A 25,608-nucleotide genomic window follows, 5' to 3' on the forward strand; every position below is an offset into this window, starting at 1 on the left:
AACAATAATGTAAAGCAACATTTGACTATTATTTTTCAAGGCATCAAGGATGAACATCGTATGATTTTAAAGTTATCAACTCTTTTATCTTGCATATGTGCAGTAGCAATTGTCCCATCTAGTGTTAGCGCGAACAGCACAAAGGCTGACGTCGATTTTGGTATTGAGGTAATTGAAGTTACCTCTGGGAAGGCAGAAACCTTTCTAAAAACGCTCCCCAATACAGCTTACTTGTTAAGCAACGAACATATTCTTGAATCAAATTACCGCAACATTATTGATGTGTTTAAGGACGTTCCTGGCGTGCTTGTTCAGAAAACCGCACATGGTCAGGGTTCGCCTTATATTCGTGGATTTACAGGTTATCGAAATCTTTTACTAATTGATGGCATTCGTCTGAATAATGCGATATTTCGTTCAGGTCCTAATCAGTATTGGAGTACCGTTGACTCTTTAAGTGTGGGTAGCCTGGAAGTGTTAAAAGGCCCATCTGGGGTAATATATGGTTCTGATGGTATTGGCGGTACGGTAAATGTAAATACCTTAACACCTCAGTTTGATAAAAACGGGGCGGCCTTGTATTCACGCTTATCAAGCGCTGAACAATCAAATATTTTTGCCGCTCGTTATAACGGCGTAGTATCAAGTGACTCAGCCTTTTTAGCCGGCATTAGTAGAAAAGATTTCGGTGATTTAAAGACTGCTCAAGGCACGCTGAACAATAGCGCTTATGAAGAATATACTTACGATCTTAAATGGCAAACGCGTTTTCAAGATCACTTATTTACATTTGCACACTATGGCGTGAACCAGAATGACGTTCCGCGTACTCACAAAACTCTTGACGGCCAATCTTTCGCCGGAACTACCGTCGGCAACGAACTAGTGCGTGACCATGATCAAAACAGAGACTTAAGTTATGTTAAGTATCAACACACCAATGCAGATCTTAAAGCCTACGATACAATGTCATTGGCCTTATCACACCATCTCCAAACCGAGTCTAGGTTCCGCTTACGAAGTAGAGATAGAATTGACACGCAAAACACGGATGTCAGATCATGGGGCTTAGACCTATTCTTCGTAAAGACATTCGATAACGACACTGAACTGTTATATGGGCTAGACCGCTACCAAGATAATATCGACAGTAAGGCTTCAAATAATACCATTCAAGGCCCCGTTGCAGACGATGCTAAATACACCACTACAGGTCTTTTTTCAAAGTTGCAGCTTCCCTTAACAACTAAGTTAAATCTTAGCTTGGGTACGCGATACACCCAGGTTGCCGCAGAATCTGATAAGGTTCAAGACCCAGTTTCCGGATTGCGAACGTCACTTGATCAATCATGGAACAAATGGGTTTTTAACGCTGAGTTTGCTTATAGCATTTCAACAAATTTGTTTTCATTTGCGAGTGTATCTCAAGGCTTTAGAGCGCCAAACTTTTCTGATCTTACTCGTTTAGATTCGGCTCGTTCAAATGAATTTGAAGTGCCGTCTCCCAATTTATCTCCGGAAGATTACGTGAATTATGAAATTGGATTGCGCGGCGGTGAACAAGGCCTCAGCTACTCTGTATCGGCATTTTATACTGACATTGAAGATCAAATTGTTTTGTTTCCAACAGGTATGGTGAATGAAGACGGCGAATTTGAAATGAGCAAAGCAAACGCTAGTAACGGTTACGTTTACGGTATAGAGAGCGCTGTGAAATATCACTTTACTGATACCTTAAGTGCTCATTTTAATACGGCGCTTATTTATGGTAAATCAGACCAATACCCAAGCTCTTTAGCTGAGCCTATTGAGGAATATATTAGTCGCTTAGCTCCTCACTCAATTCAAGCAAAACTCAATTATTCGCCTAGCGATAAATGGTTTGTAGAAGCCGAGCTAACGGCTGTAGATAAAGCCGACCGGCTATCTAGTAGAGACCAAGGCGATACTGATCGTATCCCACCAGGAGGCACGCCAGGATATGCAGTTATAAATATTCGGGCCGGCTACACCGTGAATGACACCCTACAACTCATGGCAAGCCTAGAAAATATTACGGACAAAAATTACCGTATTCACGGTTCAGGGCAAAATGAAGCGGGTCGAAATCTGATTGTTGCGCTTAATTGGCGCCCTGAATAATATTTGCGCCTAAATGAGTTTGTCAGTCTTGTTTGCTTTGAGCAAAGCCACGCATTGCCTCGGCAACTGCCGGAACTGCCTCTGCATTTTCAAAGTACTGCGGCGTGAGCATTTTTTGAGATTGCTGTTCATACCCGTAAGCATACGCTAGTACATTTGCATCAGCATTTTTAGCGCCAATAAACGACAGCCCTACTGACAAACCATGGATACCGCCCATAGGAACCGTGGCGTGAGGATAACCTGCGCGGGCGGCATGGCCACCGTAACCCGGCCAAGCATTTGGCCATACATCACCGTTGATAGGGTCAACACGCGGCACTATAGGGCCTGAAGGCGCTATTAACACTTGAACCTTGTGCTGGCTAAGCAAAAAATCGATACCGTCTTCACGCGTTGCTTTTTGTACGGCTTGAACTGCTTTTTGATACTCTTCGCTTTCAACCGAATCCATTGCTTGCGAGGCTTCAAAAATGCTTTGGTCAAACAAAGCCAACTCAGTATCTTTATTGGCTTCATTAAAAGCAATCAGCTGTTCTAAATTCCGCGTTTTCACCTGCTCTTCAGAGGTAGACGCCAAATAATGATTAAGGGTGTCTTTAAACTCGTACTTTAAAATATCATAACTCATTTTGTTGAAGTCGCTTGGCGTAGCCGGACGCTCTTCAATATTAACCAATACCGCGCCTGCGGCTTCTAAGTCTTTTAACGCGGCATCAAAATGCGCCAAAATAGGCTTTGAATTACCTTTGGCAAAATTTAGCACTCCCACTCGAACGCCTTTTAAAGCGTTTTTAGTTAAGCCTTGTGTGTAATCAACATTGGGGGTAGTGGTTGCCATTGCATTCATCATTACGGCTGCGCCCATTACGCTTTTAGTCATAGGGCCTGCAGTATCTTGCGAGTTCGATATAGGAATAATATAGTCTTGCGGCACTACGCCTACGGTGGGTTTAAAGCCTACGATACCATTGGCGTTTGATGGGCAAATTACCGAGCCGTTAGTTTCGGTGCCTACACTTGCTGCCGCTAAAGAGGCTGCGGTAGCCGCGCCAGAACCTGAACTTGAGCCACATGGGTTTCGGTCAAGCATATGCGGGTTTCTCACTTGCCCACCTAAAGCACTCCATCCACTCATTGAACCCTCAGAACGGAAATTGGCCCACTGACTCAAATTGGTTTTACCTAATATTATTGCGCCTTGTTCACGTAAACCCGCCACAAGAGGGCTGTCACGGCCAGTGATGTTGTCTTTAAGCGCTAGCGCACCTGCGGTTGTAGCCACGTCATCTTTAGATTCAATGTTATCTTTCAGTAATATTGGCACGCCGTGCAATGGACCTAAAATATTACCATTTGCGCGTTGTGCATCTAAAGCTGCAGCTTGCGCCAAAGCATTGGGATTTAAAGCCAGCACCGACTGCAACTTAGGGCCATTGCGGTCAATATTTTCAATACGCTCAATATATGCTGAAACAAGCGCTTGTGAACTAATATCCCCTTGCTCAAGGGCTGTCATAATTTCAGGTAAAGTTGCCGCTAATATTCCTTGGGCCTGGTATTGCTTTGCATTTACCATAGGGGTTTCAGGCTCTACTTGCTTGGCTGTAGGGGCGCAAGCTGCGCTAAGGGCGGTAGTGATAAAAAGTGCTGACAAAAGTAATGGCTTCATAGGCTCGTCTTATTGTTATTGGTTTTAAGTAATTAGCTCACTGTAATATTTATACCACGCTTAGTTCAAAGCTAAAACATGTTCCTTCACCCAAGCGGCTTTGTACTTTTAATTCTGAGTTTAACAGCGTCATTAATTTTTTACATATGGCAAGGCCAAGGCCGGCATGGGAGCATGTGTCTTTTTCACTGTTACTTGCCTGATACCGCGCATCAAATATATACGCTATCTCTTTATCACTGATTCCCACCCCTGTATCGCGCACATCTACGCGTATTTTGTTATGCTGTTTTGACAACGCTATTTCAATATCTCCGTGCTCAGGCGTGTGGCGAATCGCATTGGCAATTAAGTTCGTTAATACTCGTTCTAGTTTTCCAATATCTGCGAAAATATAGTAATCAAACTTTTCAGGTGTAAGTGATAACGAAACGTTTTTCTGCTTAGCATCCAATGCAAACTTAGCCACCACATCATGCAGCAACTCACCTATAGGAAAAGACTCTTGGTTTAAGCTCACCTGCTCTCCTTCTAAGTAAGCCAATTCAAAAATTTGGTCAATCAGGTGTTTTAAGTTTTTAGCATTTTTTAAAGAAACATCAACAAAGTGTTTGCGCTCTTCTTTTGATAAACTATCTTCGTTGAGTGCCAAGGTTTCTATGTAACCTTGTAAGCTAGCCAAAGGGGTGCGCAAATCATGTGATAAGTCAGCAAGTAGCACTCGGCGCTGGCTGTCTATTTCACTTAGTTGGTCAAATTGTTTGTCAATATGGCTTAGCATATCGGTGAAGGCGCAGCCTAGGTGATCTACCTCATTTGCGCTGTTTCTTTTCCAAACCGCTAAATCACGGGGTAGCTTTTCACGATGAAAATCAGCCTCACGTACTTTTTGCATATCGTTGCTAAGGCGTTTTAAAGGCGCAGTAAAATATTTAAATAACACTAATAAAGCGACTAATAGCAGCAACAAACCCACCCCCATAAATACGGCTACTTCGCGCATGCTTTGGTTGTTTTTAAGGCTCGTTAAAATAGAATCATATTGTTCAGCGCCAATTATTACGTACAAATATCCTTGTAAGCGGTCATTGTTATATACTGGTGCGGCCGAGAATATTTTGTGCACCCCTTCTTTTTTAGGGTCATCTCCTACTATTGGAAAACCACCTTTTTTGTTTATTAACTGCTTAATAGGCGCAACATCAATAGTAGTGGCTTTCACTTTTCCCGGCTTGGCAGAATAAGTAAGAATTTCGCCCTTCGGACTTACATAATAAAACTCAAAATTAGGGCCTAAGATCATTAAGGTATGAAACAAATTACCTAGGGCTTCGTAGTCGTAAACGCCTTCTTTCAGCAAAGGGTTATCACTTACAAGATGTTCAGCCAAGCCTAAATGAAGCTTCTGTTCAGCTTCTTGCTGGGTAAGCTTTTGCAATAAATTGGTGGAATAAACACATGCAATCATCACCAGCATGAACACGGCTACCAAGGCAATAGCCAAGCGTTGGTAAAAACAAATTTTCATGAATTTATGCCCCTTGTGGATTAAACTTATAGCCCACGCCCCAAACGGTTTGTACCATTTTGGGCTCGGTTGCGTCGCTTTCTAATTTAGCGCGAAGCCTATTTATGTGTGAATTAACCGTATGTTCGTATCCGCTGTGATGATACCCCCACACGGATTCTAGTAACTGGCTTCGGCTAAACACTTGCCCAGGATGGCTCGCCAAATGGTGCAACAATTCAAACTCCGTTGCCGTAAGCACTAATTCATGCCCTGACAAAAACACCTGATGATTTCGCGAATCTATATTTAAATTACCTACTTGTAGCGTTTCGCTAGTATCTTGCATCGGCAACTTAGCTTGCTCTAAGGCATGATACTTACGAAGCTGTGAGCGCACCCTAGCTTGTAGTTCACGCACACTGAAAGGCTTAGTCATGTAGTCATCAGCGCCTAATTCTAATCCTAGTACTCTGTCGGTTTCCGAGGTTTTCGAGGTAAGCATAATAATCACTTGTATTGGCAACTCATTGCGCACTTGTCGGCAAATATCTAAGCCACTCATTGACGGCAGCATCACATCTAAAATGATGAGAGCGTATTCATTGGTCAAGGCTTGTTTAAGGGCCAACTTACCGTCAGTTTGGTGATCAATCTCAAGCCCTAATTCACGTAAATTTACGCGCATCAGGTTTGCAATATCTACGTCATCTTCAACAATAAGAATTTTGTCTGTCATGGGGAGTCGCCAGAATGCCAAAAACAAATAGAACGATACAAAAGCGCTAATCTTTCATAAGATTAACGCTTTTTGGCAATTTACCCATTAATGTATACTTTGGTATTACTCGGTACGCATAATATGAATACGAACCACTGGGTTGTCGAACTTCTCTTGGTTGGTTAAAGCTGAGCTTGATAGGCCATCATCAACACTTACCACGCCCGGATGCATCGATATAAAACCGGTGTCGTCGCGAGTTGGATTAAAGCCTTCACCGCCTGCCGCAGGGCCTGGCACTGATTCAGCTGTTTCAGTGTTTGCTTCTGTGCCTGAATCATACGCACCTGCAACTGTAGTGTAACCCTCACCCACATCTAACTGGGATAAATCCCAAGCGCTTATGCCGGTAAACGCATCATTGGTATTTCCTAGCATAGCTGCAATAGTGAGCTTTGCATCAGTTACATCTTCAATGCTTACGCTAATAGTTTGTTGATCGCCGGGCAGAATGGGACCACTGCCGCCTGCGCTCACATTCCCCAGCGTTAAAAAACTTGCTGAATCACCTACTTCAGCAATGCGCTCAAGCTCTACCGAGGCAACGCCCCCTAGCTCCCACAAGTAGCCGTTGGTATGGAGTACTACCGCTGGTGGAGATACTGGTTGGCCGTTAGTTAAGTTGGTTACCGTTACTTGATAACTTACGTCAACTGGCGCAGGAATTTCGGCTGGCACTTCCACTTCAACGGGTACTTCTACAATCACTTCACGCACATCATCACTGCCACATGCAGCCAAAAACAGTGGAAAGCTTAACAAGCACGCGGCTTTGTAATGTTTAGCAATAAATTTCATAACAGACTCCTTATCTTACGGTTACTGTTACTTTTGCTACCGGATTTAACCAACGATGAACACTGTTGCTTACGTCACTTGCGCCATCTGTTAATGAGTCATCACCAATATTGCCGCGGTGAATATGCACTGTTGGATTTGCATCAGCTGCTGCAACGCCGCTGCCGCCGGTACCTAATAGTGGGTCAAGTGGCGGTGGTACTGGCATACCTGCCATACCTGGAGCGCCGCTACCGCGAAGTTCATCATTAGCTTCTGTACCAGCATCATATGCATTTATGTACACACTATATGTGCCCGCTTCGGTAGGAATTTCCCAGTTATCAAGGCCAATAAAACCATCATTTGACGGCAAAATCATAGCAACTACTGACAACTCAGTGTTTCCGTCAGTTGTCATGATGTCAGCTGAAGCGCTCATAGTTGGCGCAAGTAAACCACCGGCTGGATTGGTGATCATATCGGCACTAGTGGCAGTGGCTATGCTGGTAATACCGTCAAGGCTTCCGCCTTCGGCCATCATTTGCAATTCGGTGCTGGCGGTTTCGCCTACTTCAAAAAGGCTCGCATCAGGCGAGTGAACAAGCGCTGCAATAGGTGTGAAATACAAACCATGGCTTAAATTCTGAATTTCTACTGTGATATCTGCGGCCAAGCTTTGCCCGGTTGTGACTGCAAGCAAAGCTGCTGCTGAAAGTGTTTTGATTCGCTTCATATTCATTCCTTAGTATTAATGAGTGTTAAGAGTTAACGCACCATCAATACTGAATGACAAATCTCACGAAAGTATCCCAAAATTACGACAAATTTATGCTGATTGTAAAAATGGTTTTACTTATTATTTTGCCCACCTTTGGCATAACTTTTGAAATAGCTTCCTATTAAAGTTGAACATTTGCTCGACTCTATATCCTTAACAACCCAATAAAAGGAAGCTACAGCATGTCTAAAAAGCCTACTCTTACTACCTCTGCAGGCGCACCGGTACCTACAAATGAAACTACACTCACGGCAGGAGAACATGGCCCGTCACTGTTACAAGATTACCAACTCCTTGAAAAACTTGCACACCAAAACCGCGAACGCATACCTGAACGCGCGGTGCATGCCAAAGGTTGGGGCGCGCAAGGAAAATTTACAGTTACCCATGATATTACCCAATATACTTGCGCTGATATGTTCAGTGAAATAGGTAAAGAAACCGAAGTATTGAGCCGTTGGTCAACGGTAGCGGGTGAGTCAGGCGCGGCCGATACTGAGCGTGATGTGCGTGGCTTTAGCCTTAAGTTTTATACCGAGCAAGGCAATTGGGACATGGTGGGAAACAATACTCCGGTGTTTTTTGTACGCGATGCTTACAAGTTTCCTGATTTTATTCGAACGCAAAAACGCCACCCAAAAACCAATTTACGCTCACCAGAAGCCATGTTTGACTTCTGGGCAGCGCAACCTGAGTCAGTGCATCAGGTAACAATATTGATGTCAGATCGTGGTATCCCCACCAGCCCTATGCATATGAATGGCTACGGTAGCCACACTTTTAGTATGTATAACGACAAGGGCGAGCGCTTTTGGGTAAAGTTTCACTTCAAAACTCAGCAAGGCCATAAGCACTATACGAATGAAGAATCAGAAGCCTTAATTGGCAAAACCCGTGAAGCGTATCAAGAGACTCTTTATAACGCCATTGATGAGGGTAGCTTCCCTAAATGGACCTTGTTCATTCAAGTAATGCCTGAAACCGAAGCGGGCAAACAAAATTACAATCCTTTTGATGTTACTAAAGTGTGGCCTCATGATGATTACCCCTTAATTGAGGTAGGCGAACTTGAAATGAATAAAAACCCTGACAACTATTTTCAGATGGTTGAGAACGCAGCTTATAGCCCTTCAAACATTGTGCCGGGAATCAGCTTTAGCCCTGACAAAATGCTACAAGCGCGTATATTTTCATATGCTGATGCGCATCGCTACCGCTTAGGTACCCATTATGAAGCATTACCCGCTAACGCGCCTAAAAACGCCAAGGTAAATCATTATCATAAAGATGGCTCAATGCGCTTTTTCACCAATGATTTTGATAACGCTGACGCATATTACGAGCCGAATCAGCACAATGGACCTGTGGCCGACGAATCAGTGAAAGAGCCCCCCCTTCGCATAAATGGCGATGCTGATAGATACAAGCAAGAAACTGAAGAGGCTGATTTTGTGCAACCACGCGCTTTATTTGAAATGTTCTCAAGCGAACAAAAACAGCGTATGTACGCAAACTATGCGGCAGCTATGGGGCCATGTTCTGATGAAGTGAAAGAGCGTTGGTATGCGGTACTAAAACGCGTACACCCTGAGTATGAAGCCGGCGTTCGCAAAGCAAATGAAAAGCTTGATACTGACGTAAACACAGTGCCGATTACTGATAATACGCCACTTGAAGATAAATAATTAGCTAAGTAAATAGCCAAATTGATACAAAAAAAGCAGCCCCAAAAGGCTGCTTTTTTATATTTACGCTATATGGCTCGAACTCATTTACTGGGCGTATTTTTGATTGTTTCTTTAATATTGGCATTGCTCATGCCTGCTAAATCCATAAGATAATCTTTATAGGTTTCATCAAGCTTTTGCCCTTCAAGTAATTCTTTTAAGCGGGCTTCTTCGTTATTTGCAATAGCGGTTTTAACTGATGCCATTTGTAGAATGGGGCCTGCGTCATCAGAATTTGACATAGTTCACTCCTGTTTTGATTCACTTATATCGTTAAGTTAAGGGGAAATAAAACTGAACATCATTTATACCCTAACATATCAATAGGGGTTTTTAAGTGATCTTCAACTTCTACCGCTAATAATTCACGTATTTGGGCTTCTTCTGCTATCTTGGCAATGCCATTCTTGTGAAAATGGGAGGGTTTATGTGAATGCCCAAAATGTTCCTCTATCACTTCTTAAATAGACTGCGCAAAGGCTTTTTACAATGCGCAAACGCCTAAGGGCGGTTATCCAAGTCTTTTTCAGAATTGTGAATCATACGTATTGTTACAATATACCAACACTTCGATTAATGTTATTATATATCAGTTAGAACAATAGCCGTTTCCTTTGGCTATGACCATGCTTAAGACTCGGGATCGTGACAAGGTTAAGTCCTTTCCGTTATTCGTTATATGTTCTAAATGCTACAAACAGGAATACATTAAAAAGAATGAATATTTTTAAAAGACTTGCAGGCTGGGCTGATCGCTCAGCTATATTTTTATCGTCATTGTGTGTGGTTCACTGTTTGGTACTGCCTGTTGTTTTAATAATACTCCCCACCCTGAGCAGCTTGGCCTACTTTTCTGACGAACGTTTTCACGTTTGGATGTTGTTTGGCGTTATACCTATAAGTGTATTCGCTTTGGCCTTTGGTTATTTACACCATAAAAGCTACCGCGTGCTAGCAGTTGCCTCAATGGGTATTATGATTTTACTGCTGGCCACTCTATTTGGGCATGATGCACTAGGCCACACTGGCGAAATTATTGCGTCGGTTATAGGTTCGCTATTTATTGCCTTTGCCCACATTCAAAATTTACGCCAAAGGCAAATGCGGTGCGCTAGCTAAGGCGCTTTATTTGCCCGAAAGCTGCACAAATAAAGCATTTCTATATGCTTCAAGCCCCGGTAAAATAGATACAACTACGGTTGCCGCTAGTACAAATCCCGTCATACTCAGAAGCTCGGGCGATAAAATATCACTACTTAAGAACAAACCAAATTCTGACGCCAACCAAGTTTCTAAACCAACTAAAGCAAGGCTTAGCCCTAACATAGCTGCGCCAATAGAAAGGCTAACCAAAATCAGTGCCTCAAGTAAAATTAGCAAAAGAATCGTTGTAGGCCCTGCTCCTAATACTCTAAACACCGCAATTTCGGCTTTGCGCTCATTCATAGAGGCCAATAACATAGTTGATAAACCAATTAATGACGAAACAAGCACTAATGCGGCAATCACTCTCAGTAAGTTTTCTACCGTAGCCATAAGGGTCCAAAGTTCAGCCATTGCCACGCCAGGCAATACAGCCATTAGGCGATCATCGGGGTAGTTATTAATGTTTCGCTGCAAAGTGAAGGTTGCAAATTTACTGTTTAAACCAAGCATCACACCGGTCACGCTGGTAGGTGTAGGTGATAATTCACTCGGATTAGCCACAACTTGCGCTAGGGCTTTAGATGATAAATGAATGGCATCAATGGCTGGCAAACTCACATGTACGGTTTTGTCAATTGGCGTACCCGTTGCACTGATAATTCCGCTAATAGTGAAGGGGGCTTTATCATGGTTGGTAAAACTTGTTGAGCCAATACCGTGGGCAATCACTATTTTATCCCCTACTTGGTAATTCAGCGCTTTAGCTACATCGGCCCCTATTACTGCTTCAAATAGCGTTTCAAAGGCTCTGCCGTCTTCAAAGCCTAGTGCTTGCTTGTTTCCATATTTATAATGCTCAAAATAACCGTCATTGGTTCCCATTACTCTAAAGCCACGATGCGAATCCCCCAAGGAAATAGGGATAGCCCATTTTACTAGTTCATGATCACGCAGCATTTCATAACTTTCATAATCTATATTGTTGGTAGGGCTGCCCATTCTAAAAACAGTATACAAAAGCAAATTTAGTTGGCCACTAGGCGCCCCTACTATTAGGTCAACACCCGATATTGTTCGGTTAAAACTTTCTTTTGCTTGCAAGCGAATATGCTCAACACTTAGTAATACCATAATACTAATGGTAAGCGACAAAAACGTGAGCACTACCGTTTTTTTGCGGCTTAGGAGGCTAAACCAAGCAACTGATAGTAGCGTATTCATAAATCACCTCCTTTTTGTAAGTCGCCGTTGCTTGTTTGCTTATAGGCTAATGAGGCACTATTTAGTGTCATTAAATCTACTTTACGCTCAAAGTATTCTCCTAGCGCGGTGTCATGACTTACAAATATTAAACTGGTGTTGGACTCACTACACATTTGCATAAGCAATTGCATGAAGGCATCACGCGCTGACGCATCAAGGGCAGAGGTAGGCTCATCAACTAAAAGAAGCTTAGGCTCATTAACAAGCGCTCGTGCTATGGCTACTCGTTGTTGTTGCCCTACGCTTAATTGTGCGACCTGCTTGTGCAGTATGCTTGATGGCAAGTTAAGCGCACTTATCAAATTGCGCGCGCGCTGTTGTAAGTTTTCACTGCCTTGTGACTTAGCAAAATAAGCGGCTAATTGAATATTTTTATAAACACTGAGGTACGGGATAAGATTAAATTTTTGAAATACCACGCCAATGTTCTGCGCTCTGAATGTGTCTCGCTTAGTATTTGAAAGCTCTGTGATATTTTCGCCGAATAGGGAAATATGACCACTGCTTGGCTGTAATATTCCACAAAGAAGATTCAGCAAGGTAGTTTTGCCCGAGCCTGAATCACCATACAAAAACACCCGTTCACCTTGCGCTAACTGCCAGCTTTCAATGCTTAGAACATTGGTATTTTCACTTAAACGTTTTTTTTGCTTCTCATAAGAATACTGTACATCGAGTATTTCAACCGCCAAAACCGACATCTGTAAAGCTCCATTTATTGTTTGTGATGTTAAGTGAACAAACTAATATTCGTATTCTCAACATTGTATCTTAATAAAGCACATGCAGCATTGCACTGACCGAATTAATAATGACGAAGCAAAAATTTGGACAACTTTTTACGCCACTGTAGCGTCTATTTTCATGTTGCTTGGCTACATTTTTCATGCTGGCGCTTACACATAAAAAAGGGGCAATAGTGTTGTTTAGTTGTAAATTAGCCTTGCTTAAAATACCAGTGTTGGGTCATCGGCATCAATTTCTTTCATGCCTTGCGCTGATTGCGTGATCCACTGCGCTTCAAGCGCGCTTAAAGATAGCGCTAAATCAAACAAGGTAATACTGACACTTTCAATACTGTTTTCGCACTTAAGTATATAAGCGAAATTTACATCGCTATGACTGTTTTCATTTTCATTCCCATCGTGATGCTCGCCGTGTTTATCATGTTCATAAATATCACTAAGGGAGTGCTCGGTTTCAACAAGGCTACAGCTTTTAGGTAAGCTTAGTACGTGTTCGTAACCCTCAACACTTGAAATAAACGAAGCTACCTTTGCTTTTTGTTCCACCGTTTCAGGCTTATGCTCAAAGCCAAGTACATCGGCCGCAGGTAGCATAAATTCAAAACGCCACTTGTCGTTTTCTTGCGCTACCAGCAATTGCCCTTCACCATGAACATGCGCCTGCCCATTAGCGTTTAAGCTAATTAGCGCAGCAATAGTGCTGATTAAGAAATATTTACCCATAAAGCCTCTCCTTGATTATTATTGTTGTAGTTGTTAAAACGCATTATGAAAACTTGATTCGCTTATACTGTACAATATAACATATCACGAGAAAACACCCATAGCGTAAAGCGTTATAAGGCGTTACTGTAAATACACAGAATTATTCGTCGACAAAGTAATCAGTTTACGACCTGATTTTCATCTAATAAATCACTAGGAAAAAGTAATGCCTACCAATAATCACTCTAAAAATAACGTGGCTAAGTTCTGCGCACTGGCTCTTCTTTCAATATCAATAACAGCCTGCGCTAGCAACTCAGCACAATTAACTACAAGCACTGTTAAGCCAGCAGTTGCCAAAGTTAGCCCTCTTCCTATAAGCAACGCAGTTAAGTGGCAAACGCAAAGCAAAGAATATGCATTTTTAACAAGTGCTATATATCAACAAGCTACAAACTCGTTAAAGCAATTAGAAACTACACCAAGCAATTGGGTAGTGGTAATGGATGTGGATGAAACGGTACTTGATAACAGCGCTTACCAAGTAGGTATTGAACAAAAAGGTGAAAGCTATAGCAGTGCCACATGGGCTAGTTGGGTAGCAAGCGAAAATGCCACCTTAGTGCCTGGCGTAGCCGGATTCATTCAAGAAGTGTTTGCTAAGGGCGGCAAAGTTGCCTTAATAACCAATAGAAATAAACCACTAGATGAACATACTTGGCGTAACTTACTTGCACAAGGTTTACCCCTAAGTGCAGAAAACACCTGCTTAGTAGGGCGCTCTGCCTCTGACAAGTCCGCAGTAGGCCAAGCAAACATTGTGAATGATAAAGACCTACGCAGGCAACAAGTTATAAACGGCACCGCCGATTGTTACCAAGTAGATGCTAACGCAAAGCCGCCAAAAGCGTGGGCAGCTAAACAAGCGATTATTATGGAAGTGGGTGACAACATAGAAGATTTCAGCCAAGTGACTCAAGAAGAAGCTGACCTAGATACGCTAGTACCACAATGGCCACAAAAGCTGATTTTATTGCCTAATCCTATGTATGGATCGTGGTAAGAATATAGACCAAACAGAAACAAAACAATGTAAGCATGGGTTAATCAACACCCATGCGCAGTTTAGGCTATATATTATGTTTCTCTACTGTACCTGCATCGCCACCGTAGGTTTCACCACCAATTGATACCGAATTTATATCTTGAATATAGTAAACAAAATGAGGAAGCGTACCGCTTGAAAAATTGCGGTCATCAATTTTCTTTCCATATGCACAAAACTCTGAATTACCAAATGAGTTCCACCCTTCCGTTAAGTTAGCAGTAATGCTACTTTGACCAGTTATAGGCTCAGGATCAGCGAACAACGAATTCCACAAGTTAACACAAAACGCTGTGCCACTGCCGGTACCTGTTGGATAACCACTTGTTGAGTCTATTGCCACGCTAGCGCCCGCCACTTCAATGGGGCTAGTTTCTCTTATTAAATATGCCGCGCGTACTAATTTGACGCTGCTCGCAAAGGCTGCAGACTCAGCTTCAATAGTCGCAATGTGTGCGTCAGTAGATATGTCAATAAATCTTGGCGCTGCAGTGACCGCTAATATACCCAAAATAACAATCACAATAATGAGCTCTATTAAGGTGAATCCCTTATTATTCTTGATATTGCGCTTATTAAATAGGTTATTTACTGAGTCGCCTCTCATCATAAACTTTGTGTCCACTGGATTAAAAAATTGAGTAAACATAAAAAATAGCCTTTAGTTTACTTTCACTTATTGTTTTATCGGCAAAAATTCACTTTAATTAAGCGTATATTTTGAAATAATTTAAAACTTCCACACCATCTTAAGCAATACAAAACTGAACCAGTTCAAGCCATTAGCGTATAAACTCAAAATAAATGAACAAGTAAAAGTTGAAGCATCACTTATGGATAAGCAAGTAATTGAGCCTTCAAACGCGCAATTTACGTTTAAATGCAGCCAACTCAAAGCGCAAAATAATATTCACGAATGCGAGAGTTTTCATGTAACTCGGCGAAAGCGTGGGCGTGGTTTTGAATATTGTTTGCTTGATGGCGCAAAAATTAGCGAAACAAACGTGCTCAAGCGTTTTAAGACCCTTGTAATTCCTCCTATGTGGCAAGAGGTTCGCATTAGCCTATGTGAACAATCTAAAGTACAAGCCTTTGGTTATGATCAACGCCAGCGTAAGCAGTATATTTATCATCAGCAGTGGGAGGAGCTTAGGCAGGCAGAGAAATTTGCGCGCTTGGCTGAGTTTGGAAAGCACTTAGTAGATTTACGAAAAGCATACGTTACAGATTTAGAACGCGCGCAATGGGATTTACAGAAAACCACTGCACTAGCCTTATTGTTGCTAGACCGAACAGGTATTCGTATAGGTAATAAATCATATAGTACGCAAAACGGCACTATTGGCCTTACTACGCTTAGGCGCAAGCACTTGGAAGAAGACGAATCAGAACTTGCGTTCTCATTCACCGGCAAGCATGGCAAACAAAGGCATATAGACATTAGCGACCCACAAGCCGGTAAGCTTATTAGCGAAAGTGCGTCTAAGCCGGGTTACCCCTTGTTTCGCTACAGAATAGGCTCGCACTGGGAAGATTTACTCAGTGACGACGTAAACACAAGGCTGCGAGAACTACTTGATTTTGAGGCCTCAGCCAAAGACTTTCGAACCTGGACAGGCACACGCTTAGCAATGCAATACGCTCACCAAGCAAGCGTGAAAGCGAATTCAAATAAACGCCGCAAATTCACGGCTTGTTTAGTCAAATTGGTTGCCCAAGACTTAGGCAATACGCCTGCGGTATGCGAAAAATACTATATTCATCCTAAGGTGCTATCTCATCTGCAAAAGCAGTACAAAAAAAGCGGGGACTGCAGCGCTTTCGAAAGCTCCGATAATTGGCTCAATACGCAATTATCACCATGCGAAAAAGCGGTGCTCAAAGTTATTTCCTAGGTCACAATCAACGGCGTACCTTAGCGCTTACACTAGCCTTTGCATAACCTCTGCATAAGCCTTACAAACAACTAACAAAGTGTCAGCTTAATTTACAATCTCTAGTTTAAAATTTATACAAAACACAACATTAACTCTTAACATCTTGAATTTATGAGTATAAAAATCTGTGGATTAGTTTATGCATAACCCCCTTGTTCTAGCGTTTTAAACGTTTATTGCTTGCCTAGTAGTTGCCGTTTTATAAGGTAGGTGGTGTACAAAAATATAATAATTTGCGAGGAAATATTATGTCCCGAAATATTAAACACCTTACCCTCATTTTTTCATTGTTTTTTTTATATGTTCAGGTAGCTGAATCCGCTCTTTTACGCTCAGTGGGCCGAGGTTCACTAAGCGCCAACTATTCTGAAGAGTTCTATTTAGTAGAAAATCAGTATGTAAATGACCAAGGCATTATGGCATCAGCAATGAATATTGGTTTTGAAAACACGCCATTGCCAAATATTAGCCTATCAAACGCTGTTGGTGGTGGCGGCCGTGGATTAGGCGCAGTGCCTAACGAATGCATTGTGGGCTACACTCAAGATGAAGTAGAAGCTGCTGAGTTTGAGCTAGACGCAGCCATAGTAGCTTTCCAACAAGACCCTGCAAATAATGGCCTAAGCCCCCAAGAGTATGACGACGCCATAGCCGCAATTGAAGCCCAAGGTGAGGCCGCTATTTTAGCTATTACTCAGGGCGAACCTTGCGTTTGGGAATTTACTCAAGGTGACCCATTGTCATTGTTTGGCTTCTCTAGCTTGTATTTTGATTCTCCTAACGTGAACTACGAAGTGAAGTGGTACATTGACGGATTAGCTTCCCCACTAGCAGGTGCAGTAAACACCGCGGGGGATTTACCTACCCCCGGCGGCACTATTGAGAATGGCTGGATAACCCTAGATACAGGGCCTTTTTCAAGTTTAGCGCCAGGCGAATATAACGTTTATTCTACCCTTGAAATCATTACGCAAGGTAGTACGCTTTTCTATACCAGTACAGACCCAAATGGCCCTGTTACTTTAGAAGAAAACTGTGTTGAAAACCCAGCATTTATAGAATGGCTTGACGCTGGCCAAATAGGACCGCAACCTGAAGAATTCTTTTGTGGGTATTCAAGCATGATTGACAACGGCAATAGTTTTATTTCAGTGGGTACGCCTAATTTATTTGTGTCAGAATCTGAAACAATCAGAATTCTGGCGGCTAATATTGCTAATCCAGTTAACTCACCAGCCCCTTTCGGTTTGCTAATATTAGGATTAGGTTTAACAATGCTTCGAACTAAAAAGAAATAAACACGGCAGCAAAAAGGGGCTGTTAATGCCCCTTTTAAATATCGTACTTTTAACTACTATTTTTGAAACAAAGCCTTAACTTGCTGTCGTTGCTCGGCTAAGTCTTCCTCAATAGTGGTAAGCAAACGCTGGTAATCAGGGTTCTCAGCTAACGAACTCAATAATGGATCGTATTTAGTCCACCATTCTCTCCAGCCTTTTTCAAGCGCAAGTTCAAGTGATGCAACGGCTTCTTCTGGGCGAGCCTCTAATGCGTGAATCCTCGCTTCTAAGTAATAAATTTCTGAATAAATAATAGCGGCCTTTAATTGCTCTTCCATTAGCTTTTTGCAAGTCCCTATCAACTCTTGTGCTTGTTGCGTTTCAGAACGCTGAATATGCGCCCAAGCCACTTCAATAGCCGATGAGCAATATGGCATGGCAAACATGTCGGCTTGTTCAACGAGTAATAATTTATCAATAAATAATTTAACTGCTTTTTCTTTGTCACCAAACATTGCTTGATACCACGCAGCTTCAAAGCTGAGCCAATAATCATCTGGGTTAGCGGCTAATTTAAAGTCCATCTTGTCAAAAAAGACTGCATATTCTTGTTCAAATATTAAAATATTATCTTCAAAATACGCCACTATTTCAGCCCATTGAGGATCTTGACCTAACTCTTTCACTACATCAGTGGAGCCTAATGTGAGTAATAAGCCTACTAATTTAAAAGCTAAATCTTGATTTTCTGGTGACAAGGCAAGCGCTTTTTGTGTTTGCTGAATAGCCCCGAATAAATTGCCCTGGCTAAAGTAAATATCTGAGAGCCCTTGGTAAGAGAACTGAGATTGAGGGAAGTCTTTTTGAAGCTGCATAAAGGTAGCTTCCGCCTCGCTGAATCGACCTAACTTGGTAAGTGTGACCCCCATATTGTAAATGGCTGTTTGAAAAAGTGGGTCAAGCGCGAGTGACTTTTCTAAGGCTATTAATGATTCGTCAAATCTGCCCAAAGAATCTAAGGCCAAAAACTTCCACATGTAAGCAATAGCAAGGCTTGGGTTTAACAATATAGCTTTGTTGTAGTCTTGTAGTGCCGTATCTAAATCATTTTGCATAGAAGCAATGTAGCCTTTAACAGCGTATGCCTCTGCAAGCTCTGAATTACGCACTAAGGCTTTATCTATATTGCCCTGTGCAAGCTTTGCGGCTATTTCAGTTTTTATCACCCCAAAGCGCTCACCGCCCTCAGCCAATAAAGCTAAGGTATCAGCTAAGCCTACGTAGGCCTTTGCAAACTCTGGGTCTAAAGCAAGTGCTTGCTCAAAGAAAGTACGCGCTTGTTTCATCGATTCGGTGGTTTGTAATCGGTACTGCTCACGCCCTTTTAAGTACATTACGTAAGCATCAGTACTGGTACTTGAAAGCTTAGCAAAACTCCCCGCTTCATAGTATTTATCTTGCAGTAAATTAACTACAGCTCGGCTTATTTCGTTTTCTATCTGAAATATGTCTTTGAGCTCACGCAAGAAGCTTTCTGTCCACAGAGTGTGGCCGTTTTCAGTATCTAGCAGCTCAACGCGCACGCGCAATCTATTACCTGTAACACGAACACTGCCAGTGAGTACCGTTTTCACGTTCAATCTGCGACCAATATCAGTGGGTGACAAACCCTGCTTAGCAAGTATTTGGCTAGAACGCGAAGCCGACACTTTGAATCCGTCTGAGCGCCCTAACAAGCTAGTAATTTCTTCGGCAAGCCCCAAGGCTAAATAAGATTGGTCTTGCTCTTCACTTTGGTCAGAAAATGGTAAAACAGCTATAGAATCAGCTAGTTGTATGGTGGTTAGGCCTTCTTCACTGGCAATTTGATCAAGTTTAATTGAATTAAAATACTGCCAGCCAATGAAGGTGCTTACAAACACTATAAAAATTAAGCCAATCCAGCGCAACCAACCTAAAGGCTGGATGGTTGGATTTTCTTCTTCGTCTAAATCGGGCGTGCGCTCAATGCCTTCAAGACTCACGTCGAAGTGCCAACTAATATATAGAACTATAGGTAAGCCGCAGGCAAGCACCAATAGTGTGCCAGGGCCAACCATTGGATTCATTTCGATCATACCGGCTACAACGCCTACCACTTGAAGGATCAGCCAAGAAATACCTACATAGGCAACCAATGACTTAACTACTTCTCGTCGCCTAAGTTCGCTCAAAAAACGCTTCATAGATGCTAGCTTTTATAATTTATTATTGTTTTTAAAGCATAACCCACACATTCGCCTTGTGCAATTTACATACAAGCGCGGTTTTTTTAGTATAAATTAATAGGTCATTACCCCATAATATGGCCACAATTTTACGTCAAATAAGCTTAATCTGTTTTGTTAACCCTGTTATTTATTACAAATATTGCCGCTACTATAGCCTTTGCTATTTCTGGCGCCTTGGTAGCCGCCCGCCACCGGCTTGACTGGGTAGGTTTCGTTTTTATGGCTTGCATTACTGGTATTGGCGGCGGCACACTGCGCGATGCCATATTAGATGTACCGGTATTTTGGCTAAATGACTATTACATGATTATTGTATGCAGTGTTGCCGCAATATTTACCTACTATGCCACCCATTTTATTTCAAAACGCTCCAAAGCTTTATTGTGGGCCGATGCATTAGGTATGGCGCTATTTACCACATTAGGTGCGCAAAAAGCCTTATCTTTAGACACCAGCATTCCTGTAGCCGTTATTATGGGGGTATTTAGTGCTTGTTTGGGCGGCATAATTCGTGACGTAATAGTGAATGACGTGCCGGTTGTGTTTCAGCGCGAAATATATATTTCTGCGTCATTGTTAGGTGCCCTTACCTACTGTGCCCTACATGTATATACCCCAGTTGGTGAGGGAATATCATTAATTGCAGGCGGTGTTATGGCCCTAGTGGTGCGCGGCTTGGCAATTACGCAAAACTTAAGTATGCCAGCGCACAAAGGGCTTCCTTAAACCTGTTAAAGTATGCTTAACTAGCATAAGCCTATGGTTCTGCTAGGTATATATTCACAATATCTAGCGCATTACATGAATGACTAACAGGAAAATTTAATGCAACAACTAGCCCGCAAAACTCGTTTTCTTTTATCTACACTTATTGTTCTGCAAATAAGTGCTTTTTCGCTTTCGGCTGAACCCTTACATCAAAGTGCCGTTGCTATGCCTGATGCATACAGTGCTGACGCTGCGCGCAGTATATTAGAACAAGGCGGAAATGCGGTAGATGCAGCCATTACCGCGCATTTTGTATTGGCGGTCACATTACCAGAAGCGGGTAATATTGGTGGCGGCGGCTTCATGCTTATTTTCAAAAATAATGAAGGTGACTTTATTGATTACCGTGAAACGGCACCTGCCCTTGCGCATAAAAATATGTATTTAGATGAACAAGGTGACGTAATTCCTTACAAATCGTTATTTGGCGTCCACGCCAGTGGCACACCAGGAAGCGTTGCAGGTATGTGGCTCGCTCATAAAAAACATGGTAGCTTGCCTTGGAAAACCTTAGTGCAACCTGCGGTTACCTTAGCTGAAGAAGGCTTTGTTGTTCACCCCAAATTAGCCAGCAGTATAAGCAGATACATTACGCGTTTAGAAAAAAGAGAAATTGAAGTAAATTTTGCCGACTATTTTGCCGAAGCCAAAGAAGGCAAGGTGTTCAAACAAGCTGAGCTTGCTGCCACTTTAAAGCTCATTCGCGATAAAGGCCAAGACGGCTTCTATAAGGGCAAAACCGCCAAAACGATTGCGCAGTTTATGCAGCAGCATGGCGGTATTATTAGCGAAACCGACTTAGTAAATTATACGGCTAAATCACGCACGCCTATAAAAGCAGATTGGAACGGTTTTGAGGTGTTAACTTCGCCACCACCAAGCTCTGGCGGCATAGCCATATTACAATGGCTCAAAATGTTCGAGTTACTCAAACCTGAGCAAGGCTTAGAGCTGAACTCAACTACTTATGTACATTTGTTAGCGGAAATAGGTAAGCGAGTATTTGCTGACCGTGCAGAATACCTAGGTGACCCGGACTTTTTTGATGTTCCCGTTGCTGCACTTACCAACAATGAATATCTTAAAAAGCGCAGCAGTACTATTTCACTAAACGCTATTTCTACCACCGAGAATATTAAACCCGGGCTAAAAGAAAGCGAGCAAACAACGCATTTTTCAATTGTAGATAAAATGGGAAATGCTGTTGCCAACACCACTACCATTAACTTAGGTTTTGGAAGTGGTGTAGTTGTTGAAGGCGCAGGCTTTTTGCTAAATGATGAAATGGATGATTTTAGCGCGAAACCAGGCGTTATGAATGCATTTGGCGCTTTAGGCGGAGTCGCTAATGAAATTCAGCCACAAAAACGCATGCTAAGCTCTATGACACCAAGCATTTTATTAAAAGACAACACCGTTCAAATGGTTACCGGGTCACCTGGCGGAACCACTATTATTAGTTCAGTGTACCAATCTATTTTAAATGCTATTGAATTTAACTTAAATGCAGAACAAGTGGTAAATAGCCCTCGCTTTCACCACCAATTATGGCCTAAAAATGTAATTAGAAGCCACGAAGGGCTAAGTGACAAGGTAAAAGCTGAACTTGAAGCCTTAGGATATAAAGTGGATGAGCGCCGCTTTGGTGACTTGCACGTAATTATAAATAAAGACGGAAAACTAGATGCCGCCTCGCAGGCTTCTGGTCGCGGAAAATCAATCGTTTTTTAAACACTACAAAACAGCGTTATTCCCTAGAAACAGCGTCATCCCCTAGAAACACCGTCATCCCCGAGCAGTCGGGGATCTTCGCAAAACACCGTCATCCCCGAGCAGTCGGGGACCTTCGTAAAACATCATCATCCCCGAGCAGTCGGGGACCTCCTTGGCTTACCTTTCTGTTTAAAACTTAGAAATATAAGCCACACTTAAGAAATCTAGGCCAGGGTTAGTGGTATTAAAGCCGCCATTTGAATAGTGAATGTAGCGTAAAGCAACTTGTGACTCACTTTCTTTATCTAAACCCATAACAATGCCTAAGCGGTCTTCAAACTGATACAAACTACCAATATCTACACCACCAAATTTTTCACGGTGAACATAAGCAACACCAATACCAAACTCAGCACTAAGTGGGTAGTCTGCTGAAAAACTAGGAATGTCTTTAATAAATACTGGGCTTATTGAAACACCGTAGGTTGCTTCATTTTTTGCACTGCCATGAACATCAAATAAGTTTAAGCTTGCTTCCCACTGTACTAATGTGTCACCAATTAATGGTAAATCTAGTTTGTGTTCAATATCAGGGCGGTATGCTAAACGCACACCATGCATATCAGCAGAGCCTGTCATGTATTCCACAGAATAAGCTTGTTGTGCTGGCTTTTCTTGTGATGAAGCCACCTGAATACTTAAAAGGAGGATAGTGACTAAAATCATAGGCTTAGAAAATAAGGTAGCGATGAAGTTGCTATGATTGCTGTTTCTATTTACTGCTTGCATTGTGAGTTCCATTTTAAAAATTATTAAACTAACTTTGTTTTTATGAACTCGCTTTTGCAAATTACTTACCAATTTTCAAATTTAAATATAACCTAATAAATTCAACAGCTTAATTGATTTAAAATAGCCAAAGGCAAGCCTGAAAATGTAAAGGCTTCCTCCAATCGGTAAAAATTACCTGCTCTTATTACACAATTTTATTTAAGCATTTGCTGAAATTATATTATTTGAGCCACTACTAACTCAGATTTGACCAATTAAATAAAATGCTTTATTTTCATACCCTTGCATAATATGACACTACGCTGTCGTATGGCTGTCGCCCTCTAATTTGGTTAATGTCGTACTTTTGCCGTTTGCTATATCCGTAAATTCCGCTGAAATGAGCTTGCATTGAATTTACGGAGAATAGTAATGTTGATAAACCCCACTATAGAACAACACGATGAGAAAAGAAGAGACAAAATGAGTCAAGTATCATTAACGAAAGGCTACTGGTTTTTTTTCGAGCATGAAGGTAATGATATATCTATGTTTGGCTCTGTTTGGAATGGAAAGGAAAATGTTTCGTTCAACAATGAAATAGTGTCGTCTTTTCGCAATTTAAACAAATTTAAGAGTGAGCACAGCTTTTCTAAAAACGGGCACAATTACAAAGTATGTACACACATGACAAACATGCTACGTGGTACATTAGTTGTATCACTATACTGTGATGATGAATTGCTGCAAACCGAAACCCTTAGCCAAATTGGAAAAGATAAACCTTCTAAGCGTTTTTTTTCAAAAACGTTTCTTTGGTTTCTCGTATTCGGCTTTGCAGTAGGCATGCTGGCCGGATACTTTAATTTATTTGGATAGCACATGAAACAAATTAGTATGAAACAAGGCCTATGGTGTCGTTTACAACATGAGCAATACCAAATAGCGGTGCATTGCAGCTTGTGGTCTGGCAAGGAGGTGGTTTATGTAAATGACCATCCTGTTTCAATAAAGCGAAATATATTCCGTCTAATGGGTAAACACCATATTACCCTTGGCGGAAAACCTTTTACCATTGAAATTGATGTTGAAAATCCTTTTACCTATAAAATTGAAGTACGTTTAAAAAAAGGGCCCAGAACAATAGAGCGTGAAACGGTCGCTTTATTTACGCAAAAAAAACCACTTGTTCAAGGCCTTGCGTTCATTGGCGCCTGTGCGCTTGTTGGCATTGTATTCGGTTATTTTGCAGGGAAATTCTATATAATGGGTTTAACGTAGCACATGGAAATTAGAGGCGATATAGTTAAACAACTACGAAACGAACGCGCATGGACACAAGCCCACTTAGCTGAATTGTGCGATGTGAATTTACGTACAATTCAGCGAGTTGAAAATCAAGGTAGCGCGTCGCTAGAAACAATTATGGCGCTATGCGTTAGCTTTGATATTAAACGCCAAGCCTTATTTAAAGTCCCAGAAGCAAGTGACGTAGAGCAAGCCAAGCCGCAGTTAACAAAAGCTTATTTGTTGGTGTTTTTATTTGGCTTAATAATAGGAGTGGCGGGTACATTTATTCCCTTTGTGTTCTTAAACACATAAGGATTGCTAGCTGTACACGCCTGCCGCTTTAAATAATTGTAAATGTACATTCACTAAATCAGCAATATTTCGCTGATAACCGCCTCCTATAACTGCCGCTACCGGTACGCCTTTGCTTTTGCACATATCAAATACTAACTTATCGCGTTGAAACACCCCTTCTGTGCTAATTTGTAAATTACCTAAATCATCGCATTCGTGAATATCTACGCCTGCATCATAAATAACAGCATCAGGCACTGCGCAATTAAACGCTAAGGTTAGCGCGCACTCTACAGTATGCAAATATTCATCATCACTCATGCCTTTAGCTAAAGGGAAGTCTATATTTGAATCCTGCTTTCTAGCAGGGAAGTTTTTTTCACAATGCAATGATACCGTGTAAATAGAGTCATTATTGGCGCATAATTGTGCGGTGCCATCTCCCTGATGCACATCACAGTCAAAGGCTAGAACGCGATCTATTCCATTGTGCGTGAGCATTTCTTTAGCGCTTAACACTATGTCATTAAACGCACAGAAACCTGAACCAAACTCCGAAAAAGCGTGGTGGTAACCACCCGTTAAATTAAGTGCCAGCCCATGCTCAATAGCTAACTGGCCGGTTAATACCGTTCCGCCCACCGCTGTTAGGGTGCGTTTTACAAATTGCTCTGACCACGGCATACCAATACGCCGTATTTCCTTGTTGCTCAGTTTGCCATTTATAAAGTTATCTACATAGCCGCTTTGATGCACTGTTTTTAAAGCCTCAATAGCTATTTGATTGGGGCAAATAAAGTCAGCTTCGCTTCTTCCAAGTGCAACTAATTGGTCGTGAATACCTTGGTATTTTTCAATAGGAAAGCGGTGCTTTTGCGGTAACACAAGTTGGCTATATATAGGGTGGAATACCAGTGGGATCATACAAAAAGC

Annotated in this window: 24 protein-coding genes; 11 read left to right on the forward strand and 13 right to left on the reverse strand. The window is 41.9% G+C overall.

Annotated elements, in window-relative coordinates:
* Nucleotides 1–60: 60 nt before the first annotated feature.
* Nucleotides 61–2,142 (forward strand): TonB-dependent receptor, encoded by a 2,082-nt coding sequence (locus tag ACOI22_RS14650; protein ID WP_420672863.1) that lies wholly within the window; start codon nucleotides 61–63, stop codon nucleotides 2,140–2,142.
* Nucleotides 2,143–2,164: 22 nt separating this feature from the next.
* Here ACOI22_RS14650 and ACOI22_RS14655 read toward each other — a convergent pair whose 3' ends face one another.
* The 5 genes from ACOI22_RS14655 to ACOI22_RS14675 all read right to left on the reverse strand — a co-directional run bounded on the left by ACOI22_RS14655 (nucleotide 2,165) and on the right by ACOI22_RS14675 (nucleotide 7,615).
* On the reverse strand, nucleotides 2,165–3,814 hold the full coding sequence (locus ACOI22_RS14655; RefSeq protein ID WP_420672864.1) for an amidase: 1,650 nt from the start codon (nucleotides 3,812–3,814) through the stop codon (nucleotides 2,165–2,167).
* Nucleotides 3,815–3,863: 49 nt separating this feature from the next.
* Entirely contained in the window at nucleotides 3,864–5,342 is a 1,479-nt protein-coding gene (locus tag ACOI22_RS14660) for an ATP-binding protein (protein ID WP_420672865.1), read from the reverse strand.
* Between the two features lie 4 nt (nucleotides 5,343–5,346).
* Nucleotides 5,347–6,060 carry a winged helix-turn-helix domain-containing protein gene (locus tag ACOI22_RS14665; protein WP_420672866.1) on the reverse strand — a complete coding sequence of 238 codons (714 nt, stop codon included), beginning with the start codon at nucleotides 6,058–6,060 and terminating at the stop codon, nucleotides 5,347–5,349.
* 105 nt (nucleotides 6,061–6,165) lie between these two features.
* Entirely contained in the window at nucleotides 6,166–6,900 is a 735-nt protein-coding gene (locus tag ACOI22_RS14670; protein WP_420672867.1) for a spondin domain-containing protein, read from the reverse strand.
* Between the two features lie 10 nt (nucleotides 6,901–6,910).
* Nucleotides 6,911–7,615 (reverse strand): spondin domain-containing protein, encoded by a 705-nt coding sequence (locus tag ACOI22_RS14675; protein ID WP_420672868.1) that lies wholly within the window; start codon nucleotides 7,613–7,615, stop codon nucleotides 6,911–6,913.
* A gap of 227 nt (nucleotides 7,616–7,842) precedes the next feature.
* On the opposite strand from ACOI22_RS14675, the gene ACOI22_RS14680 reads away from it, so the two are divergent.
* Nucleotides 7,843–9,345: a catalase gene (locus tag ACOI22_RS14680; RefSeq protein WP_420672869.1), complete on the forward strand. Its 1,503-nt coding sequence runs from the start codon at nucleotides 7,843–7,845 to the stop codon at nucleotides 9,343–9,345.
* Nucleotides 9,346–9,428: 83 nt separating this feature from the next.
* Here the strand turns inward: ACOI22_RS14680 and ACOI22_RS14685 are convergent, their stop codons facing one another.
* The gene (locus ACOI22_RS14685; RefSeq protein WP_420672870.1) at nucleotides 9,429–9,629 is read right to left on the reverse strand and encodes a hypothetical protein; all 201 of its coding nucleotides are present in this window, start codon (nucleotides 9,627–9,629) and stop codon (nucleotides 9,429–9,431) included.
* Between the two features lie 475 nt (nucleotides 9,630–10,104).
* On the opposite strand from ACOI22_RS14685, the gene ACOI22_RS14690 reads away from it, so the two are divergent.
* Nucleotides 10,105–10,506 carry a MerC domain-containing protein gene (locus ACOI22_RS14690; protein ID WP_420672871.1) on the forward strand — a complete coding sequence of 134 codons (402 nt, stop codon included), beginning with the start codon at nucleotides 10,105–10,107 and terminating at the stop codon, nucleotides 10,504–10,506.
* Nucleotides 10,507–10,512: 6 nt separating this feature from the next.
* Here ACOI22_RS14690 and ACOI22_RS14695 read toward each other — a convergent pair whose 3' ends face one another.
* From ACOI22_RS14695 to ACOI22_RS14705, 3 genes are all read right to left on the reverse strand, one after another.
* Nucleotides 10,513–11,754 (reverse strand): ABC transporter permease, encoded by a 1,242-nt coding sequence (locus ACOI22_RS14695; RefSeq protein WP_420672872.1) that lies wholly within the window; start codon nucleotides 11,752–11,754, stop codon nucleotides 10,513–10,515.
* Nucleotides 11,751–12,497, reverse strand: a complete 747-nt coding sequence (locus ACOI22_RS14700) for an ABC transporter ATP-binding protein (RefSeq protein WP_420672873.1) — start codon at nucleotides 12,495–12,497, stop codon at nucleotides 11,751–11,753. The genes ACOI22_RS14695 and ACOI22_RS14700 overlap by 4 nt, the downstream gene beginning before the upstream one ends.
* A 246-nt stretch (nucleotides 12,498–12,743) precedes the next feature.
* On the reverse strand, nucleotides 12,744–13,265 hold the full coding sequence (locus ACOI22_RS14705) for a ZrgA family zinc uptake protein (protein WP_420672874.1): 522 nt from the start codon (nucleotides 13,263–13,265) through the stop codon (nucleotides 12,744–12,746).
* Nucleotides 13,266–13,473: 208 nt separating this feature from the next.
* Between ACOI22_RS14705 and ACOI22_RS14710 the strand changes: the two genes are divergently transcribed.
* Nucleotides 13,474–14,310, forward strand: coding sequence for a 5'-nucleotidase, lipoprotein e(P4) family (locus ACOI22_RS14710; protein ID WP_420672875.1), 837 nt, complete (start codon nucleotides 13,474–13,476; stop codon nucleotides 14,308–14,310).
* A 67-nt stretch (nucleotides 14,311–14,377) separates the two neighbouring features.
* On the opposite strand, the gene ACOI22_RS14715 is transcribed toward ACOI22_RS14710, so the two are convergent.
* A complete protein-coding gene (locus ACOI22_RS14715) occupies nucleotides 14,378–15,001 on the reverse strand; it encodes a prepilin-type N-terminal cleavage/methylation domain-containing protein (RefSeq protein ID WP_420672876.1) in 624 nt (207 codons plus the stop codon).
* 184 nt (nucleotides 15,002–15,185) lie between these two features.
* Between ACOI22_RS14715 and ACOI22_RS14720 the strand changes: the two genes are divergently transcribed.
* Together ACOI22_RS14720 and ACOI22_RS14725 are read left to right on the forward strand one after the other, a co-directional pair.
* Nucleotides 15,186–16,247: a DNA topoisomerase IB gene (locus ACOI22_RS14720; RefSeq protein WP_420672877.1), complete on the forward strand. Its 1,062-nt coding sequence runs from the start codon at nucleotides 15,186–15,188 to the stop codon at nucleotides 16,245–16,247.
* Between the two features lie 290 nt (nucleotides 16,248–16,537).
* Nucleotides 16,538–17,587, forward strand: coding sequence for a hypothetical protein (locus tag ACOI22_RS14725; RefSeq protein ID WP_420672878.1), 1,050 nt, complete (start codon nucleotides 16,538–16,540; stop codon nucleotides 17,585–17,587).
* 56 nt (nucleotides 17,588–17,643) lie between these two features.
* Here the strand turns inward: ACOI22_RS14725 and ACOI22_RS14730 are convergent, their stop codons facing one another.
* The gene (locus ACOI22_RS14730; protein WP_420672879.1) at nucleotides 17,644–19,794 is read right to left on the reverse strand and encodes a tetratricopeptide repeat protein; all 2,151 of its coding nucleotides are present in this window, start codon (nucleotides 19,792–19,794) and stop codon (nucleotides 17,644–17,646) included.
* 156 nt (nucleotides 19,795–19,950) lie between these two features.
* On the opposite strand from ACOI22_RS14730, the gene ACOI22_RS14735 reads away from it, so the two are divergent.
* Both ACOI22_RS14735 and ggt read left to right on the forward strand, forming a co-directional pair.
* Nucleotides 19,951–20,565 (forward strand): trimeric intracellular cation channel family protein, encoded by a 615-nt coding sequence (locus ACOI22_RS14735; protein ID WP_420672880.1) that lies wholly within the window; start codon nucleotides 19,951–19,953, stop codon nucleotides 20,563–20,565.
* A gap of 99 nt (nucleotides 20,566–20,664) precedes the next feature.
* Complete coding sequence (gene ggt, locus ACOI22_RS14740; RefSeq protein WP_420672881.1) at nucleotides 20,665–22,338, forward strand: gamma-glutamyltransferase; 1,674 nt, start codon at nucleotides 20,665–20,667, stop codon at nucleotides 22,336–22,338.
* 171 nt (nucleotides 22,339–22,509) lie between these two features.
* On the opposite strand, the gene ACOI22_RS14745 is transcribed toward ggt, so the two are convergent.
* Nucleotides 22,510–23,109 carry an acyloxyacyl hydrolase gene (locus tag ACOI22_RS14745; RefSeq protein ID WP_420672882.1) on the reverse strand — a complete coding sequence of 200 codons (600 nt, stop codon included), beginning with the start codon at nucleotides 23,107–23,109 and terminating at the stop codon, nucleotides 22,510–22,512.
* Between the two features lie 414 nt (nucleotides 23,110–23,523).
* On the opposite strand from ACOI22_RS14745, the gene ACOI22_RS14750 reads away from it, so the two are divergent.
* From ACOI22_RS14750 to ACOI22_RS14760, 3 genes are read left to right on the forward strand one after another with little or no spacing between them, the layout of a single operon-like run.
* Nucleotides 23,524–23,970: a hypothetical protein gene (locus ACOI22_RS14750; RefSeq protein WP_420672883.1), complete on the forward strand. Its 447-nt coding sequence runs from the start codon at nucleotides 23,524–23,526 to the stop codon at nucleotides 23,968–23,970.
* A 3-nt stretch (nucleotides 23,971–23,973) separates the two neighbouring features.
* Nucleotides 23,974–24,372 (forward strand): hypothetical protein, encoded by a 399-nt coding sequence (locus ACOI22_RS14755; protein ID WP_420672884.1) that lies wholly within the window; start codon nucleotides 23,974–23,976, stop codon nucleotides 24,370–24,372.
* A gap of 3 nt (nucleotides 24,373–24,375) precedes the next feature.
* A complete protein-coding gene (locus ACOI22_RS14760; RefSeq protein ID WP_420672885.1) occupies nucleotides 24,376–24,693 on the forward strand; it encodes a helix-turn-helix domain-containing protein in 318 nt (105 codons plus the stop codon).
* Between the two features lie 6 nt (nucleotides 24,694–24,699).
* On the opposite strand, the gene ACOI22_RS14765 is transcribed toward ACOI22_RS14760, so the two are convergent.
* Complete coding sequence (locus tag ACOI22_RS14765; protein WP_420672886.1) at nucleotides 24,700–25,599, reverse strand: histone deacetylase; 900 nt, start codon at nucleotides 25,597–25,599, stop codon at nucleotides 24,700–24,702.
* Nucleotides 25,600–25,608 lie beyond the last annotated feature (9 nt).

This window comes from Glaciecola sp. 2405UD65-10, from assembly GCF_048820975.1.
Taxonomy (GTDB): Bacteria; Pseudomonadota; Gammaproteobacteria; order Enterobacterales; family Alteromonadaceae; genus Glaciecola.

What these genes read in the sequence shown, in the direction of transcription:
- ggt (WP_420672881.1), top strand. Translation starts at nt 20,665, where the DNA reads ATGCAACAACTAGCCCGCAAAACTCGTTTTCTTTTATCTACACTTATT.
- ACOI22_RS14695 (WP_420672872.1), bottom strand. Translation starts at nt 11,754, where the DNA reads ATGAATACGCTACTATCAGTTGCTTGGTTTAGCCTCCTAAGCCGCAAA.
- ACOI22_RS14650 (WP_420672863.1), top strand. Translation starts at nt 61, where the DNA reads ATGATTTTAAAGTTATCAACTCTTTTATCTTGCATATGTGCAGTAGCA.
- ACOI22_RS14675 (WP_420672868.1), bottom strand. Translation starts at nt 7,615, where the DNA reads ATGAAGCGAATCAAAACACTTTCAGCAGCAGCTTTGCTTGCAGTCACA.
- ACOI22_RS14725 (WP_420672878.1), top strand. Translation starts at nt 16,538, where the DNA reads ATGTCCCGAAATATTAAACACCTTACCCTCATTTTTTCATTGTTTTTT.
- ACOI22_RS14765 (WP_420672886.1), bottom strand. Translation starts at nt 25,599, where the DNA reads ATGATCCCACTGGTATTCCACCCTATATATAGCCAACTTGTGTTACCG.
- ACOI22_RS14750 (WP_420672883.1), top strand. Translation starts at nt 23,524, where the DNA reads ATGTTGATAAACCCCACTATAGAACAACACGATGAGAAAAGAAGAGAC.
- ACOI22_RS14700 (WP_420672873.1), bottom strand. Translation starts at nt 12,497, where the DNA reads ATGTCGGTTTTGGCGGTTGAAATACTCGATGTACAGTATTCTTATGAG.
- ACOI22_RS14720 (WP_420672877.1), top strand. Translation starts at nt 15,186, where the DNA reads ATGGATAAGCAAGTAATTGAGCCTTCAAACGCGCAATTTACGTTTAAA.
- ACOI22_RS14670 (WP_420672867.1), bottom strand. Translation starts at nt 6,900, where the DNA reads ATGAAATTTATTGCTAAACATTACAAAGCCGCGTGCTTGTTAAGCTTT.
- ACOI22_RS14665 (WP_420672866.1), bottom strand. Translation starts at nt 6,060, where the DNA reads ATGACAGACAAAATTCTTATTGTTGAAGATGACGTAGATATTGCAAAC.
- ACOI22_RS14755 (WP_420672884.1), top strand. Translation starts at nt 23,974, where the DNA reads ATGAAACAAATTAGTATGAAACAAGGCCTATGGTGTCGTTTACAACAT.
- ACOI22_RS14715 (WP_420672876.1), bottom strand. Translation starts at nt 15,001, where the DNA reads ATGTTTACTCAATTTTTTAATCCAGTGGACACAAAGTTTATGATGAGA.
- ACOI22_RS14705 (WP_420672874.1), bottom strand. Translation starts at nt 13,265, where the DNA reads ATGGGTAAATATTTCTTAATCAGCACTATTGCTGCGCTAATTAGCTTA.
- ACOI22_RS14760 (WP_420672885.1), top strand. Translation starts at nt 24,376, where the DNA reads ATGGAAATTAGAGGCGATATAGTTAAACAACTACGAAACGAACGCGCA.
- ACOI22_RS14660 (WP_420672865.1), bottom strand. Translation starts at nt 5,342, where the DNA reads ATGAAAATTTGTTTTTACCAACGCTTGGCTATTGCCTTGGTAGCCGTG.
- ACOI22_RS14730 (WP_420672879.1), bottom strand. Translation starts at nt 19,794, where the DNA reads ATGAAGCGTTTTTTGAGCGAACTTAGGCGACGAGAAGTAGTTAAGTCA.
- ACOI22_RS14710 (WP_420672875.1), top strand. Translation starts at nt 13,474, where the DNA reads ATGCCTACCAATAATCACTCTAAAAATAACGTGGCTAAGTTCTGCGCA.
- ACOI22_RS14685 (WP_420672870.1), bottom strand. Translation starts at nt 9,629, where the DNA reads ATGTCAAATTCTGATGACGCAGGCCCCATTCTACAAATGGCATCAGTT.
- ACOI22_RS14655 (WP_420672864.1), bottom strand. Translation starts at nt 3,814, where the DNA reads ATGAAGCCATTACTTTTGTCAGCACTTTTTATCACTACCGCCCTTAGC.
- ACOI22_RS14745 (WP_420672882.1), bottom strand. Translation starts at nt 23,109, where the DNA reads ATGCAAGCAGTAAATAGAAACAGCAATCATAGCAACTTCATCGCTACC.
- ACOI22_RS14690 (WP_420672871.1), top strand. Translation starts at nt 10,105, where the DNA reads ATGAATATTTTTAAAAGACTTGCAGGCTGGGCTGATCGCTCAGCTATA.
- ACOI22_RS14680 (WP_420672869.1), top strand. Translation starts at nt 7,843, where the DNA reads ATGTCTAAAAAGCCTACTCTTACTACCTCTGCAGGCGCACCGGTACCT.